Source organism: Bradyrhizobium erythrophlei (assembly GCF_900142985.1).
GTDB lineage: Bacteria > Pseudomonadota > Alphaproteobacteria > Rhizobiales > Xanthobacteraceae > Bradyrhizobium > Bradyrhizobium erythrophlei_B.
Genome location: NZ_LT670849.1, coordinates 5,421,406 through 5,437,701 on the forward strand (window position 1 = coordinate 5,421,406; position 16,296 = coordinate 5,437,701).

At 62.5% G+C, this 16,296-nt stretch carries 11 protein-coding genes and 1 pseudogene; 7 read left to right on the forward strand and 5 right to left on the reverse strand.

What is annotated here, in order from left to right; translation table 11 throughout:
- Positions 1 to 17 precede the first annotated feature (17 nt).
- Both BUA38_RS25770 and BUA38_RS25775 read left to right on the forward strand, forming a co-directional pair.
- Positions 18 to 1,556, forward strand: coding sequence for a hypothetical protein (locus BUA38_RS25770; protein ID WP_244553049.1), 1,539 nt, complete (start codon positions 18 to 20; stop codon positions 1,554 to 1,556).
- A complete protein-coding gene (locus tag BUA38_RS25775; protein ID WP_072822352.1) occupies positions 1,546 to 2,784 on the forward strand; it encodes an ATP-grasp domain-containing protein in 1,239 nt (412 codons plus the stop codon). Before BUA38_RS25770 ends, BUA38_RS25775 begins: the two co-directional genes overlap by 11 nt.
- Before the next feature lie 10 nt (positions 2,785 to 2,794).
- Here the strand turns inward: BUA38_RS25775 and BUA38_RS25780 are convergent, their stop codons facing one another.
- From BUA38_RS25780 to BUA38_RS25790, 3 genes and pseudogenes are all read right to left on the reverse strand, one after another.
- Positions 2,795 to 3,283 carry a GlcG/HbpS family heme-binding protein gene (locus tag BUA38_RS25780; protein ID WP_083587771.1) on the reverse strand — a complete coding sequence of 163 codons (489 nt, stop codon included), beginning with the start codon at positions 3,281 to 3,283 and terminating at the stop codon, positions 2,795 to 2,797.
- A 115-nt stretch (positions 3,284 to 3,398) separates the two neighbouring features.
- Positions 3,399 to 5,084, reverse strand: a pseudogene (locus BUA38_RS25785) (putative bifunctional diguanylate cyclase/phosphodiesterase); the annotation flags it as partial.
- A gap of 218 nt (positions 5,085 to 5,302) precedes the next feature.
- Positions 5,303 to 6,454 (reverse strand): FIST signal transduction protein, encoded by a 1,152-nt coding sequence (locus tag BUA38_RS25790; protein WP_072822355.1) that lies wholly within the window; start codon positions 6,452 to 6,454, stop codon positions 5,303 to 5,305.
- Positions 6,455 to 6,719: 265 nt separating this feature from the next.
- On the opposite strand from BUA38_RS25790, the gene BUA38_RS25795 reads away from it, so the two are divergent.
- A complete protein-coding gene (locus BUA38_RS25795; RefSeq protein ID WP_072822357.1) occupies positions 6,720 to 8,456 on the forward strand; it encodes a CocE/NonD family hydrolase in 1,737 nt (578 codons plus the stop codon).
- A gap of 177 nt (positions 8,457 to 8,633) precedes the next feature.
- Here the strand turns inward: BUA38_RS25795 and BUA38_RS25800 are convergent, their stop codons facing one another.
- Positions 8,634 to 10,235, reverse strand: coding sequence for an ABC transporter substrate-binding protein (locus tag BUA38_RS25800; RefSeq protein WP_072822359.1), 1,602 nt, complete (start codon positions 10,233 to 10,235; stop codon positions 8,634 to 8,636).
- A gap of 348 nt (positions 10,236 to 10,583) precedes the next feature.
- Between BUA38_RS25800 and BUA38_RS25805 the strand changes: the two genes are divergently transcribed.
- The 4 genes from BUA38_RS25805 to BUA38_RS25820 all read left to right on the forward strand — a co-directional run bounded on the left by BUA38_RS25805 (position 10,584) and on the right by BUA38_RS25820 (position 15,795).
- A complete protein-coding gene (locus BUA38_RS25805; RefSeq protein WP_172806092.1) occupies positions 10,584 to 12,200 on the forward strand; it encodes a tetratricopeptide repeat protein in 1,617 nt (538 codons plus the stop codon).
- 82 nt (positions 12,201 to 12,282) lie between these two features.
- Positions 12,283 to 13,062: a hypothetical protein gene (locus BUA38_RS25810; RefSeq protein WP_072826439.1), complete on the forward strand. Its 780-nt coding sequence runs from the start codon at positions 12,283 to 12,285 to the stop codon at positions 13,060 to 13,062.
- The gene (locus BUA38_RS25815) at positions 13,052 to 14,317 is read left to right on the forward strand and encodes an ATP-grasp domain-containing protein (RefSeq protein WP_072822361.1); all 1,266 of its coding nucleotides are present in this window, start codon (positions 13,052 to 13,054) and stop codon (positions 14,315 to 14,317) included. Before BUA38_RS25810 ends, BUA38_RS25815 begins: the two co-directional genes overlap by 11 nt.
- Complete coding sequence (locus tag BUA38_RS25820; RefSeq protein ID WP_244553050.1) at positions 14,314 to 15,795, forward strand: pyridoxal phosphate-dependent decarboxylase family protein; 1,482 nt, start codon at positions 14,314 to 14,316, stop codon at positions 15,793 to 15,795. The genes BUA38_RS25815 and BUA38_RS25820 overlap by 4 nt, the downstream gene beginning before the upstream one ends.
- Before the next feature lie 52 nt (positions 15,796 to 15,847).
- Here BUA38_RS25820 and flbT read toward each other — a convergent pair whose 3' ends face one another.
- Positions 15,848 to 16,267 carry a flagellar biosynthesis repressor FlbT gene (gene flbT, locus BUA38_RS25825; RefSeq protein ID WP_072822363.1) on the reverse strand — a complete coding sequence of 140 codons (420 nt, stop codon included), beginning with the start codon at positions 16,265 to 16,267 and terminating at the stop codon, positions 15,848 to 15,850.
- Positions 16,268 to 16,296 lie beyond the last annotated feature (29 nt).

Below are 16,296 nucleotides of genomic sequence, written 5' to 3' on the forward strand. Positions count from 1 at the left end.
CGCGATCGGCCTCCGCGATGGCCGAACTGTTCGCGCCGCTCGATTCCCTTCTGATCACGGGCGGCGACTCGCGTCTCGCCATCAATCCAGCGACGAACCTCAACGAATATGGTTGCCAGTCAACGCCTTGCCCGGAAACGCTGAGCTTTTCGTCCAGTACGGCGACCTCGATTTCGGAGCGCGCTTACGAGCGTGCGCAAGCTGCGCGCGAAGCGGTGATGCGATCGGCGATCGATGTCGGCATCGAGGCCGCGTTCGACGAACGACTTGAGGAGATGCGCAACGAACTTCGGTTCTTCCTCGGGCTGAAGCCGGCGCAAGCCGATGTCGTGTTTTCGCCCTCGGGCACGGATTCGCAACTCCAGGCGCTGTTTCTTGTGCGCGCGCTGCTCGGACCTGAACTGGTCAGCGTCGTGGTCGCGGCCGACCAGACCGGCAGCGGCACCGTCAATACCTCGCGTGGCTGTCACTTCAGCGCCACTACCGCCAACGGCAGCCGCGTGCAGAAGGGCGAACCGATTACGGGGCTTGCGTCCGCCTTGACAAGCGTTGCGCTTCCGCTGTTCGACGAAAGCGGCGAGGGCAGCTCGACCGCCGCAAGCGATGCAGTGGTGTTCGCGGCCGTGGAGCGCGCGGTGGCCGGCGGCGACAAAGTGCTGCTTCAGGTGATGGATTCCTCGAAGTTCGGCTGGCGCGCGCCGAGCGATGAATGCGTGGAGGCCATCAAGGCGCGCTGGCCCGATCAGGTGCAGGTCGTCGTCGATGCCTGCCAGATGCGGCTTGGCCGTGCCCGCCTCAAGGGTTTTCTCGACCGTGGCCATATCGTGATCGTGACGGGATCGAAATTCTTCACCGGTCCCCCCTTCAGCGGCGCGTTGCTCGTGCCGGGAGTGCTCGCCTCCCGGCTCGACGCCGCGAGCGCTATCCCATCGGGTCTGCTCGAATATTCCAGCCGCAGCGACTGGCCGCAAAACTGGCCGCTGCTGCGATCGCGCTTTCCGGTCCGGATGAATTTCGGCCAATGGCTGCGCTGGGAGGCCGGGATCGAGGAGATCGGCGCCTATTATCGCGTGCCGGATTCGTTTCGTCAGAGCGCGCTCGCAACCTTCGGCAAGGCGGTCGAAAAACTGATCGCGGATGCGCCTTCGCTTGAACTCCTGCCGTGGCAGGAGCGAGCGATCGACGCCGCCGACGAAGAGATGACGCAGCGGACGATCTTTTCCTTTGTGGTTCGCCGGGACGAGCGCCTTCGCTCGCTCGAGGAGTGCCGGACGCTGTATCGTGCGCTTGCGGGCAACGGCACCAAGCACTCTGCCGCGCAACCTTGCCTGATCGGACAGCCGGTTGCGTTGGGACGCGATCCATCTCCGCCGGCGGCTCTGCGCATCAGCGCCAGCGCGCGGCTGGTCTCGGAAGCGTGGTCACCGAACGCCGATATGGCGCATCGCAACCTGCGACGTGCGATCGATCAGGCGGCCGCCGCCATTGCCAGTCTTGAGTCGATGCTGGCCGATGCAAGCAGGTTCGAACCATTGGGTGCTTCTCATGGATCGTGAGGATACCGGTCTTGCAAGCCATCCGAGCGCCGAGCGGATCGGCTTTGCCAGATTGACGACGATGGCATTCGAGGGCGCCGACCTGCGCCCGCTGCGCGACCAGTTGATCGGCCGGCTGGCCGACGGCTCGGCCAGCGCGGGCGAGGGCCTCGACCTGTCGCTGATCATCCAGCTTCTTGGCGACAAGCAGACCGGCATGGCGATCCAGGCGGAAGTTCTCGCCTATCATCAGCTCTATCGCTCGCCCTGTTCGTCGCAGGCGCCGAAACTGCGGGTGCTGGCGCTGGCGGCCGCGATCGACATGGGCGGCAACACCCCGATCGAGTTTCTCCTGGAAAATTCCGGCATCGAGCTTCAGACGCTTTATGTCGTCGCCGGTATCGATTTGCCGATACCGCTTCCCGAACATGACGTCGCGATCGTGATCGCGTCCGATTCGGAAGAATGCGTCGAGGCGCTGCGGAAGATCGACGCCATGGCGCCGCGCTGGCCGCGGCGGCTGCTCAATTCGCCGCGCTTCGTCCGCAACCTCGATCGCGACAAGCTGTATGGCCTGTTGCAGGGCTGCGCCGGGCTCGAAATTCCTGCTACGCTTAGCGTGGCCCGCGCCGAGCTGACGTCGATGGCGCAATCCACAGATCTCTCCGCCATCGCAACCGGGCTGAAATTTCCGGTGATCGTGCGACCGCGCGGTTCACATGCCGGCGTCGGGCTCGTCAAGGTCGACGATGGCGCTGCTCTTGCACAATACCTCGCCGGGCGGCCGGAGCAGGCGTTCTTCGTCTCGCGCTTTGTCGACTATTCGAGCGCAGACGGGCTTTATCGCAAATATCGCGCCGTCTTCATCGACGGCAAACCCTATGCCTGCCACATGGCGATCGCCGATCGCTGGGACATCTGGTACCTCAATGCCGGCATGGCGTTCAGCGAAGAGAAGCGGGAAGAAGAAGCGCGCTTCATGCGCGACTTCGATCATGACTTCGCGTTTCGCCACAGGGCGGCGCTCGCCGCCGTCGCGAACCGGGTGGGGCTGGATTATTTCACGATCGATTGCGCGGAAAACAAAAGCGGCGAGCTTCTGATTTTCGAAGCCGATAACACCGCCGTGGTCCACAACATGGATTCGCCTGTCGTGTTTCCCTACAAGGCGCCGCAGATGCGCAAGATCTTCGATGCGTTTGCGGCCATGCTATCGCGCGCGGCGCCGAAGCGCGAGCAGGCGGCCTAGCGAAGCTGGATCAATGATGCTGCGGGCTTTGGCGGTCGGGGCTCAAGGCCGCCGCCGCGGCGTTCGCGATATCGGTGTCGGTCTCCTTGCTCGAGCCGGCAACGCCGACCGCGCCCACGACTTCACCATTCACGCGTATCGGCGCGCCGCCTCGCAATGCCATGATGTTGGCGGTGACGAATGCCGTTCGGCCGTGATCGATGTTGTCTTCGATCTCGGCCGTCGGCCGTTCCAGCCGCGCAGCCGTTTTCGCCTTCCCGATGGCGAGGTCGGCACTTGCCGGGCGGACACGATCCATCCGCTGGAAAGCAAGCAAATCTCCGGCGGGATCGACGACCGCGATCGCCGAGGGCGCATTCCGCCGCTGGGCCATCTCCCTCGCTGCCTGCAGGACTGTCTGGGCTCCAGCTTGATCGAGAGCCAATTTGCTGATGGTCTGTGCCCTGACCGGCAGGCAGAAGATTGTCGCCAGAATCCCGGCGCCAATTGCAAGTTTCATCGTAGAGCTCGTCGTTTTGACCGTTGGCATCTGCTTTCGCACCTGTCCTAGCGTCTGGTCCGTTATCTAGGAAGAAACGAGCACCATGCTCATCACACTTGAGTGTGATGCCGCGTCAGGCGACGGCTTTGTCAGGGGCCGCCTGCAACAGCGCCAGGATCTGGGCCGCCGGCACCGGGCGGCTGAACAGGAAGCCCTGCATCTCCGTGCAGCCCAGCGTGCGCAGCAGTTCGCGTTGCTCGGCTTTTTCGACGCCTTCGGCCAGCGTCATCATGTTTCGCGCGGCCGCGATATTCACCACGGCCTGCACGATCGACGAGCCGCCTTGGGTGGAGAGGTCGTTGACGAAGCAGCGGTCGATCTTGATCTTGTCAAAGGGAAAGCGCTGCAAATAGCTCAGCGATGAATAGCCGGTGCCGAAGTCGTCGAGGGCAATCCGCACCCCGATGGCGCGAAGCTGATGCAGGATGGCAAGCGCCGCATCGTCGTCGCGGATCAGAACCGCTTCGGTAATTTCGAGCTCGAGCCGCTTGGGGGGAAGCCGCGAGGCAGCCAGCGCCGCCGCGATCTTCAGCGCCAGCGTGCCGCTCTTGAACTGGACCGGCGAGACGTTGACCGCAAGCTTGAAGTCGCCCGGCCAGGTCATGGCCTCCTTGCAGGCGATATCGAGCACCCATTCGCCGAGTTCGTTGATCAGTCCGGTCTCCTCGGCGACCGGAATGAATTCGGCCGGCGAGATCATGCCGCGCTCGGGATGATGCCAGCGCACCAGCGCCTCGCATCCGGTGATGCGGTTGTCCTCGAGCCCGACGCAGGGCTGATAGTAGACTTCGAACTGACCGTCGAGCAGCGCCTGGCGCATGTCCATCTCAAGCGCCCGCCGCGCCTTGACCCGCGCATCCATCGCGGGCTCGAAGAATCGCCAGGTCTTGCGCCCTGCGGTCTTCGCCGCATACATCGCAAGGTCGGCGTTCTTGAGAATCTGGTCGAGACTGGCGCCGTGCTGCGGCGCGACCGCGACGCCGACGCTGGCATCCGTCGTGACGCGATGACCGTGACACTCGAACGGGGTGCGGATTGCCTCGAACACGCGCGTGATCAGGTCGATGATTTCGGCCTGATTCCTGATGGCGGTTTGCATGATCGCGAATTCGTCGCCACCGAGACGCGCGACGAACTCGTTCGCGTTGGCCCGCCGGCGAAGGCCGCCGGCCACCGATTTGAGCAATTCATCGCCGACCTGGTGGCCGAGCGTGTCGTTGACGCTCTTGAATTCGTCGATGTCGATATAGATCACCGCGAGCTGCCGGTCCGGCGTGGCGCGGGCGATCTCTTCCCGCAACCGTTCATGAAACATCGCACGGTTCGGCAGGTCCGTCAGCGCATCGAAATGCGCGAGATGTCTTATTTTTTCTTCGGCGCGCCGGCGCTCGGTGACGTCCTCGTGGGTTGCGACCCAACCGCCGCCGGGCACCGGCTTGTTGACGATCTGGATGGTCCGGCCGTCGGGGGTGTCGCTCTGCTGATGGCTGGTTCGTCCCTCCAGCATGCTGCGCGAAAGCGCATTGCAATATTCATCGACATCGCCGTGAAACGATCCGATTTCCCTGCGATGGAGGATCAGCTCGCGCAGGCTGATGCCGGGTCTGACGATCTCCGGCGACAGGGCGTACATCGCGATGTAACTGTGGTTGCAGACGATCAGCCGCCCCGTGACGTCAAACAGCAACAGACCTTGCGTCATGTTGTTGATGGCGACGTCGAAGCGCACGTTCTGTGCGTGCAAGTCGCGCTCGCGCGCCCGTAATTCCGCCGAGCGATTGGCGACAAGCTGCTCGAGATTGCGGTTGACCGTATCGACTTCCTCGATCATCAGCGACATCGAGCGGTCGGTGCGACGGCGGTCGCGATCGAGTTCCTCATAGGCGCTGCTGACGAGCTCGGCGAGCTTGTCGATGTCGACCGCGCCCGCTGCGCCGGTCGCCTTTGCAATCTGTTTGGCGATCAGGCGGTGCACGGTCAGAGTCTCGCTTCCGCAAAGGTCGTGACGGTCATGGTCTGATTGTGCAGCTCGCAGATGCCGGAGTTGGCGTGCGGCGAGATTTCGCCGTAGGAGTAGAAGCCAAGCCGTAGCGTACCGGCGCCGAGTTCCGCTGCTGCCGCTTCCGTCTCGTCGGAGGTCCGCTGCCCCATCAGAAGCTTGCGGCCGATGCAGCTGACGAGAATGGAAAACTGGTGGTCGTCCTTGCCGGCCTTCAGGCTGGTTTGCGCCTGGCGCGCGGCGTCTGCCGCGCCTTCTGCCAGCCGGTCGAAGGTTCCGCGCATCAATTGCGCGGTCCAGCCTTGCGGAACGTCACCCGCAAAGGTCATGGAGCGCGCTTCGCGGTCGACCGCCAGCACGGTGCGCACCACGGCGGAGTCCGGCTGCTCGGCATCGTGAACCTGGATCGGAAACAACAGCGCCGAGCCCGGCAGCCCTTCCGAATCTTCGGGCCCGAGATAATGCTCGTACAGATCGAGGGCCGGTTTTCCGTCGAGTTCGAACAGGACGTTGCCGCTGGATCGGGTCACCTGACGGCGCGGGCCGAACAGATCCCAGCCGCCGGCGCTGCCATGCCCGATCCGGATCGCGTTGCCGTAGAAGCCGAGGCCGACCACCGCGCGGCTTCGCGGTGCGCAATCGCCGCCGACCAGCGTTGCCAAGAAATCGGCGCCGTCACCGGCGAGACCTCCGGTCAGGGGAATGCCGGGTCCGATCACCGAAACCAGGCCGTTGACGAGTTCGCTGCCGTTGACGTTCAAGCCGTCGGACAGCAGGAACACGCCGGCGAGATCGGGGGCCATCAAGGCTTTGCCGATGGCTTCGCCGCACTCCCAGGAGTGCGAGCCATCGACGATATGGTTGTGAACCAGCTTCAGAGGTGTCGAATCGAGGTGGATCGCGGCCGCGACGATGCCGTCATCGTTCACATCGCTGTTATTGATTTGGCCGCCGGTGCTGCAGCCCAGAATATGCGCGGACGGAAACATCGCGCGAAGTTCGTGATAACGCGTGCCGCAGGCCAGCAGGTCGCGCGGGCCGAAATAGAAGACAAGCGCAACCTCGTCCGGACGCTCCACGGCCAGATTCCAGCCTCCTTGCTGAGTCCAGGAAATCGGCTGCGAATGCATTGTTGTCTGCCGTAAAACGCCTGATGGGTTGCGCCGGTATCGTATGGCGCATCGCCGCTGAATAGTTGGTTAGATCAATCGGCGAACGACGGAGGCGGGATGCGAAATGATTTCTATGCTTGACGCCCTCCTAATGCGGCCTGCAAGTTGGCGGGGTTGAAAGAAAGCTGGCGTTAAGATTGGAGGGAGCCTCGGCCCCTCGTCATGACCGGCTGCGGAAAACAAGCGGACACGAACCGCTCAAGAAAAAAGGGGAGGTCAGCGAATGACCGCGCGAAGCGAACAAGACAACATGCTCATCGAATGGGACGTCGGCATCGCCATGGACGACGGCGTGGTGGTCCGCGCCGACGTATTCCGGCCGGTGACGCCGGGAAGGTTCCCGGTGCTCGTGAGCTACGGTCCCTATGCGAAGGGACTGGCCTTTCAGAAGGGTTATCCGAGCGCGTGGCAGAACATGATCGCCGGCCACCCCGATGTGGCGTTCGGATCGACCAACAAGTATCAGAACTGGGAAGTGGTCGACCCCGAGAAGTGGGTGCCGCACGGTTATGTCTGCGTGCGCGTCGATTCCCGCGGCACTGGCCGCTCGCCCGGCACTATCGATCATTTTTCACCGCGCGAGACGTGCGATTTCTACCAATGCATCGAATGGGCCGGCGTTCAGGCGTGGTCGAACGGCAATGTCGGGCTCAACGGCGTTTCGTATTATGGCATCAACCAGTGGCATGTCGCCTCGCTTCAGCCGCCGCATTTGAAAGCGATGTGCATCTGGGAAGGCGCGGCCGACTGGTACCGCGACATGACCCATCACGGCGGCATCGTGTCGACGTTCTGGGCTAACTGGTACGACATGCAGGTCAAGACCGTTCAATACGGTCTCGGCGAGCGAGGGCCGCGCAGCCCCGTCACCGGCGCACTGGTCTGCGGCGACGAAACGCTTTCCGATGAAGAACTCGCGCGCAATCGTTCAAGCTTCGGCGACGAGATCCTCGCGCATCCGCTCGACGACGGCTATCACAAAGCGCGTTCGCCGGACTGGAGCAGGGTCACGGTGCCGTTTTTGTCGGCGGCCAATTGGGGCGGGCAGGGCCTGCATCCGCGCGGCAACTTCGAGGGATTCGTTCGCGCCGCCTCGAAGCAGAAATGGCTCGAATGCCACGGGCTTGAGCACTGGACGCATTTTTATACCGATTACGGCCGTGAATTGCAGCGAAGGTTCTTCGATTTCCATCTCAAGGGCGAAGCCAACGGCTGGGACAGGCAGCCGAAGGTGCAGCTTCAGGTTCGCCATGTCGACGGTTTCGTCGAGCGTCACGAGAGCGAATGGCCGTTGCCATCCACGCGTTGGACGAAATTCTATCTCGATCCCAAAAGCCAGACGCTTTCCCGCGAGCTGCCGTCCGAGGATGCCGAGATCAGCTTCGCCGCGATGGGGGATGGCCTGACCTTCATGTCGGAGCCGCTTTCGGAAGCGACGGAGATCACCGGGCCGCTGGCTGCGAAGCTGCGCATCTCTTCCAGCACGGAAGACGCCGATATTTTTGTCGTGTTTCGCGTCTTCACGGCGGACTTGCGCGAGATCACTTTTCTCGGCGCGATCGATCCGCATACGCCGGTCGCGCAAGGCTGGCTGCGCGCGTCGCACCGCAAGCTCGACGAAAGGCTGTCGAAGCCCTATCGCCAGTACCACAGCCACGACGAAGTGCAGCCGCTTCAGCCGGGCAAACCGGTCGATCTCGACGTCGAATTGTGGCCGACTTCGATCGTGGTGCCGAAGGGATATCGCATTGCCCTCTCCGTGCGCGGCAATGATTACAAATGGCAGGCGAGCACGGGCGCCAGGCTTTCCAACTTCAAGAACGAGCTGTTGGGGTGCGGGCCGTTCCTGCACGATGACCCGCGTGACCGTCCGCGCCGGCTCTTTGCCGGGACGACGACGCTGCATCTCGATCGGCAGGGGAGTTGTCATCTGCTGCTGCCGATCATTCCCCCGCGTTAGTGGAGTGGATTTGACATTCGCTAACCGCTTTAGCCGCGAGTTCGCAAAGCGAATGTCAAATCCCAAGCTCCAGTAGAAAACCTATATTTGCTAGTGGTCCTTTGATTCTAACATTCGCAGATGTGTCGGCTGAGAAGGGATGCGAATGTTAGAATCGGACCACTAGTGCGGTTAACCTCACTGCATGCTGACGAGCGTCAGGTCGATGAACCACGACTGCGGCGAGACGAATCCCTTGACCTTGGGGCTCATCGCGCGCGGATTGAGGTCGTGGACGATGTAAAGCCATGGCGGATTGTCGACCAGCCGCTCATGCGCCTTGCGAAGCGCGCTTGAAATGATCGCTGGATCGTTCGCCTCGGCCAGCGTCGTGAGCGCGTTATCGAACTCGTCATCCTTCCATTGTTCGAAATTGAATCCGTTCGGTGAGAAGTTGGCGGAAGAAAAATAGCGCGCCATGACGCCGACATCGGAGGAGGGCGAGGAGACGTTGATCACCATGGCGCCCTTGAGGTTCGGGCTGTCGGGCGTCGCCCGGCCGGCGTTGAGCAGGATCTGCCACTCGACGACATCGAAGGTGACGTCGACGCCGCAGGACTCTTTAAGATTCTGCTGGATGAATTCGTTCATCGGCAGCGGCGACATTTGTCCCGAACCCGACGTCGAGATCATGGCCTTGAAGGCGAGCGGCTTGTCCGGCGTGAAGCCGGCTTCGGCGAGCAGCTTCTTGCCTTTCGCCGCATCGAACGTGTAGCGGTTTTGCGGCGTCCCGAAATTCGGATCGCTTGCTTTGAGCCATCCGGCCGATGGTTCGGCGGTGCCGTTGAGCAGTTCGACCAGTGCGGCGCGGTCGACGCAATAGTTCAGCGCCTGGCGGACCCTGACGTCCTTGAACGGACTGCCAGCCGCGCCCATGTTGTAGAACCACGGCCAGACATGTGGATAGGAGCCGGTCGTGATGGTGAAACTGGAGGCCTTCAGCGAGGCGATTCCGTCCGGCGGAGGCACCTCGATCCAGTCGACCTGGCCGGAGCGCAAGGCTGCGAGCCGCGTATTGGCTTCGGGGATCGGCATCAGCACGACGTTATCGAGCCTGGCTTTCTTGTTCGGGTCCCAGTAGCCGTCCCAGCGCGCGAGATCGACCTCCTGGCGCGGCGCGACCCTGGTGATGCGAAATGGTCCGGTGCCGGCGGCCGGCAAGGTCGCCACCTTGGTCCAGTCGTTACCGGCCTTCGCGAACGAGGCGGGAGAGGTGAAGAGAATATAGACCGCCATGTAGGGGAAGTAGGACGCCGGCTTGGTCGTGGTGATCGCAACCGTCGCGTCATCAATCTTCTTGTAGGAGGCGAGCAGCGGCGCACGGGCGCGGGTGATCGCCGAACCCGGAAGCTCGTATTGCGGGCTGTCGTTCTTGAAGTAGCGATCGAGGTTCCAGATGACGGCGTCGGCGTTGAAGTCGGTGCCGTCGTGAAACTTCACGCCCTGACGCAGGTGAAAGATCCAGGTCTTGTTGTCGTCGGGCGCCTGTTCCCATTTTTCCGCGAGTCCCGGGCGAAGATCGGCGACGCGATCCGTATGCGCGAGGTCCCAGAGCACCAGTCCCTCGAAAATCGGATAGCCGAGAAAGCGCATGCCCTCGAAGCCGTTGTTGGGCATGCCCGTCGTCGTCGGGATGTCGGAAGCGGTCATGGCGATGCGAAGCGTGGTTTCGGCCTTTGCCGGCAGTCCACAGAGCCCGGCCGCCACAGCGGCGACAGCGAAAGTATGGAAAAAGCGCATGTGCCTCACCCTAGTGTCACGGGAGCGTTGGGTAAATTCGATGCAAGTTGTGGACCAGATATGTGACAGACGCGAGGCTAGTGGAGTGGATTTGACATTCGCAACCCGCCTGGCCGCGGGCTTTCGATGCGAATGTCAAATCCAAAACTCCACTAGAAACCTGTATTTGGTAGTGGTCCTTTGATTCTAGCATTCGCAAAAGTGCCCGCTGAGAAGGGATGCGAATGTTAGAATCGGACCACTAGCGCAGCCATCGGGTGCTTCCGCCGAATAAGCCCCAAAAATGATAGCCTTACCGGCGTTGATTGATTCGAAAGCGGCGCTTGCGCCCACGAAGGTGTGCCGGTTTTGTCTGCTCAGTGGAAAAGCGCCTCTGCGCGCACGCCGAACCTGGCGCGCCTGCAACGGCAAGCCATCAACGCCTTCGAAGAGCGCCAGTTCGACAAGGCCGAAAGGCTGTGCGCGGCGATACTCGAATATGTCGGCGATCATTTCGACACGTTGCATTTGCTCGGATACATCCACCTTCAGCGCGGCCGGAACGTTGAGGCGATCGCCGCCCTGAGCAAGGCCGTGAAGGCCAATGCCGCTTCCGTCGATGCGGCGTCCAATCTCGGTCTCGCCCTGCACAATGCCGGGCGTCTGGACGAAGCCATCGCGGCATATCGCAGCGCGCTGGCGCTGTCGCCGCGTCATCCGGAAATTCTCTACAATCTCGGCAACGTCTATCTCGCCCGCGATCGCATCACCGACGCGCTTGCGAGTTACGACGAGACCCTGGCGAACAATCCGTCGCATGTCGGTGCGCGCGTCAATCGCGGCAACACGCTATTGCGTTTCAACCGCCCGGCCGATGCGCTTGAAAGCTACGAGCGCGCGCTTGTGCTGTCACCCGACCATCCGCAGATCCTGACCAATCGGGGGCATGCGCTGCGCCGGCTCGACCGGCCGCAGCAGGCGCTGCAAAGTTTCGCCATAGCCATCGACAAGAGCCCCGATTTTCCGGAAGCCCATTTTGAATCCGCGCTGGCGCATCTCACGCTCGGCGATTTCGAGCCGGGCTGGAAGGCCTATGAGTGGCGCTGGAAGACGAATGCGTTCGCCGACAAGCGGCGTTCGTTTCGTCAGCCGCAATGGCTCGGAAGCACGCCGATTGCCGGCAAGACCATCCTGCTGCATGCCGAACAAGGCTTCGGTGACACGATACAGTTCATCCGATACGCGCCGCTGCTCGCGAGATCCGGCGCGCGCGTGATCTGCGAAGTCCAATCCGAATTGATGTCGCTGCTGACACCCCTCCAGGGCGTCGAGGTCGTCGCCGAGGGAGGCGCGCTGCCGCCCTTCGACCTGCATTGCCCGCTGATGAGTTCGCCGCTCGCCTTCGGCACGGAGCTTGCGACCATTCCGGCACAGGTTCCCTACCTCGCAGCGCCAGCGGATCGCGTGACGCAATGGCGCGATCGCCTGGGCGCGGAGAGATTGGGCGAGGGGAGGCCGCGCGCCGGCTTCGTCTGGTCCGGCTCGCCGGCGCACAAGAACGATGCCAATCGTTCGATCCCGCTCGCGCGGCTCAATGAGCTGTTTGCAAACCTGCCGTTTGCCTGCTTCAGCCTGCAACGCGAGATGCGCCAGCCCGATCGCGAGGCCTTGCAGCGCCTGCCACAACTTGTCGATCTCGGATCCGAGCTTTCGGATTTTTCCGACACGGCCGCCGTGATCTCGCTGCTGGATATCGTCGTTTCCGTCGATACGGCCGTGGCGCACCTGGCGGGCGCGCTGGGCAAGCCGGTTGTGATCCTGCTGCCGCACGCGGCGGACTTCCGCTGGCTGCGCGATCGGAGCGATACGCCCTGGTATCCGACCGCCAAACTGCTGCGGCAGCCGGCTTTTGGCGACTGGGACAGTGTCATCGGTGGCCTGGCCGAAGAAATAGCAGGGTTAGCCGGGGTAAGCGGCGGCCATTAGGATTTCATTAACCACGTCTGTTTACTCCTTGGTGACGATTGCGGCCGGTCAAAATGGCGCCTGGCCGCAAGGAGAGCACCTCATGACCGAGCAGATTCACCTCGTAGTGGCGACGCCCTGCTTCGGCGGTCAGGTCTCCACCCTTTACGTCAACTCGATCTTTGCCTTGCAGCGCGCCGTGCGGTCGCTGTCGAACGTGCGGCTCAAGATCGAATTGCGCGACGGCGACGCGCTGATCACGCGCGCGCGCGCCAACCTGATGACGTCGTTTCTCGACGATCCGACCGCGACGCACCTTCTGTTCATCGACGCCGACATCGGCTTCACGCCCGATCAGGTGTTTCGCCTGATCGAGTCGGCCGCCGACGTCGTAGCCGGCGTCTATCCGATCAAGCGGGTCAACTGGGAGAAGGCGAAAGCCGCGATCGAGGCGAGACGGCCGAACGTGCCGGCGGCCTCGCTCGACTATGTGCTTGAGATCGACGATCCCGATCATGTCACGGTCGTCAACGGCTTTACGCGGGTGCGCTACGCCGGCACCGGCTTTCTGATGATCCGCCGCCACGTTTTTGAGAAGATGTGCGCGCATCCGGACTACGCGCCGCTGCAATTTTTTCGTGAGCATTCACATGACGCTCTCGCGGGCAGCCCGAACCGTTTTGCGCTGTTCGAATGCATGATTGATCCGACGACCGGCACTTATCTCAGCGAGGACTTCGCGTTCTGCAAGCGCTGGACCGATATCGGCGGCGAAATCTGGGCCGATCTTCAAAGCTCGCTCGATCATGTCGGTCCATCCGTTTTCAGGGGCAATGTCGCCTCGCAGTTCGCAAGCCCGGCGCTGGCGACCGATGCGGCCTGAGGCGGAATCTTCCCTCTCGCATCGAACCGGTGTTCCCCGGCCGGGTTGCGCTGAGCGCATCGGCCTTGCAAGACTGACGAAAGCCGCCGAAGCCGGGCACGACCTTCGCCCGCTGTGGCGGCGGCTGATCGCAAGGCTGCTCGACGGTACGATCGAAGCGGGCGAGGGGCTCGATCTTTCGGTGATCGCGCAATTGCTCGGCGACAAGGAAGCGGGGCTCGCGATCCAGCACACCATCCTGGCTTCGCATCAACTGTTCCGCTCGCCGTGCGCGGCCAGACCACCGGGTTTGCGGATCCTGGCGCTGGCGGCTTCCACCGACATCGGCAGCAACACGCCGATCGAATTCCTGCTTGAGCGCAGCGGGATCGAATTGACGACACTCTATGTGATGCCCAACGTTGCCTGGCCCGACTGGTTGCCGCCGCATGACGTCGCGATGGTGATCGCTTCCGACTCCGACGATTGCCGAGCTGCGCTGGACAAGATCGCCCACGCCGCGCCGAACTGGCCGCGGCCGCTGCTCAATCTGCCGGAATTCATCGGCCGCCTCGATCGCGACAAGCTGCACGGCTTGCTCGGCGGTATCGAGGGGCTGGTTATTCCGCAGACAAGATGCGTGACGCGCGAACAATTGTTAGAGCTTTCGCAATCGGCGTCCGCGCTCTCTGGCCTCGCGCCCGATCTCGCTTTTCCCGTCATCGTCAGGCCGCGCGGCTCGCATGCGGGCAAGGGACTTGCGAAGCTTGATGACACAAACGCGATTGAAGAGTACCTCAGCGAGCACGCGGAAGATTTGTTTTTCGTGTCGCGCTTTGTCGATTATCAAAGCGACGATGGCCTGTTCCGAAAATATCGCATCGTCCTGATCGACGGGCAGCCTTACGCATGCCATCTCGCCGTCGCCGACCGCTGGGACATCTGGTACATGAATGCGCAGATGGCGGCGAGCGCGGAGAAGCGCCGCGAAGAAGAAACCTTCATGGAGACGTTCGACGCCGGCTTTGCAGAGCGCCATCGCGCGGCGCTGTCCGCTCTTGCGAAGCGCATCGGGCTCGATTATTTCACGGTTGATTGCGCGGAAACCAGTGAAGGATCATTGCTGATCTTCGAAGCCGACAACACGGCGATCGTCCACGACATGGATCCGCCCGATATCTTTCCGTACAAGGTGCCGCAGATGCGAAAAGTGTTCGATGCCTTCGTCGCCATGTTGCACCGTCGCTCGGGGCGGCCCGCCGAGGCCGCGGCGTGACGAAGTCGCACCCCGAGATATCTTCAACGGTCGGGCCGAGCGAAACGCTGGATCCGGCGAACTGGGACGATGTGCGCGCGCAAGCTCATCGCATGCTCGATGAGGCGATCGATGCCATTGCCAATATCCGCGCGCAGCCGGTCTGGCGTCCGATTCCGGATGACGTCCGCGCGCGCTTTCGCGATGAACTTCCGCGCGAGCCGTCGGAGCTCGGCGATATCTACCGGGAATATTCCGAATTCATCGCGCCCTATGCGACCGGCAATGTTCATCCCGGTTTCATGGGATGGGTGCATGGCGGCGGCAACGTGGTCGGTATGCTCGCGGAGATGCTGGCGGGTGGACTGAACGCCAATCTCGGCGGCCGCGATCACATGCCGATCGAAGTCGAGCGCCAGATCACGGAATGGACGCGCACGATGTTCGGCTTTCCCGAAAGCGCGAGCGGCGTCTTCGTGACCGGCACGTCGATGGCGAACCTGATGGCGGTGTGGGTGGCGCGCACCGCGGCGCTTGGCGCCTCCGTGCGACAACACGGCGTCGGTGGCGAAGGGGCGTTGCTGACGGCCTACACGTCGAAGGCCGCGCATGGTTGCGTGTCCAAGGCGATGGATCTTGCCGGCTTCGGGACCGATGCGTTGCGAAACATGCCGGTCGATCGTTCGCATCGCGTCGACGTCGAAGCGATGCGTATACAGATCAAACGCGATCGCGACGTCGGCTTGAAGCCGTTCCTCGTGGTCGGCTCGGCCGGCACCGTCGATATCGGCGCGATCGATGATCTTGCTGCGCTGAGCGCGTTGTGCCGCAAGGAAAAACTCTGGTTTCATGTCGACGGCGCCTATGGCGCGCTCGGCGTGCTGTCGGCGGCGCTCGCGCCGCGGCTCGCTGGACTGGAGAACGCCGATTCCGTCGCGCTCGATTTCCACAAGTGGGGTCAGGTGCCATATGACGCGGGCTTTCTGCTCGTGCGCGATCAGAAACGGCATCTCGATGCCTTTGCGGCGCCGGCGGTCTATTTGCGGCGCGAGACGCGGGGACTTGCCGCGGGTTCGCCATGGCCGTGCGACCTTGGACCGGATCTGTCGCGCGGCTTCCGCGCGTTGAAGACGTGGTTCACCCTGAAGGCCTTCGGCACCGAGAAGTTAGGGGCGATGATCGAGCGCACCTGCGCCCTCGCACGCTATCTGGAGGCAAAGGTTTCATCGGAGCAGCAGTTGGAGCTGATCGCGCCGGCGCAGCTCAACATTGTCTGCTTCCGTTATCGATCGACCGATGCCGATCGCATCAACGGCGAGATCGTGGCCGATATCCAGGAGGCTGGCATTGCCGCGCCGTCGACCACGACGCTCGACGGCAAGCTCGCGATCCGTGCGGCGATCGTCAACCATCGCACCGACACGCGCGATCTCGATGCGCTCCTGGCCGCGGTGCTGGAATTCGGCCTGAAGCGATCTGCGGAAGATCACGCCGCGTGAAGCTGGCGGCTTCTTGCCGTTGGTAATTCTGTTATGAGAATTCCGATCTGCCTCAGGCGGCTGCGGTCGCGCCCGCTTGCTGCTCGCGGGCTTGGTCCAGAAGCTCTTTCTCGTAGGCAACAAGCTTCTTCGCTGCCTTGAGCGCGTGATAGAGCTCGCCGTTCAGGATGGCGGTGTTGATGTTCTCGATCAGCGACCATGTGCTGGGCGCCGCAGTGACGAGGTCACGCACGAGATTGAAGTAGGTGCCGTGATTCATTCGTGGGTCCGGCGAAATGTACATCAGTTGCACCGCCAGATAGATCAGCTTTGCCGGCGTGTCGGCGGTTTCCGGCGTCATGATGTCCTTCTCGCGAAGGATTGGAATTTTCTCGCCGTCGATCAAAAGCCGGGCGCGCTGATCCGTGTTGGTGATCACGCAAGAGCCGATGATGATCCGTTCGTGCGGCTTGAGTTCGACTTTGAGCGCCATGTCAGTTTCTCCGCTGTCGCCGTCGTGTT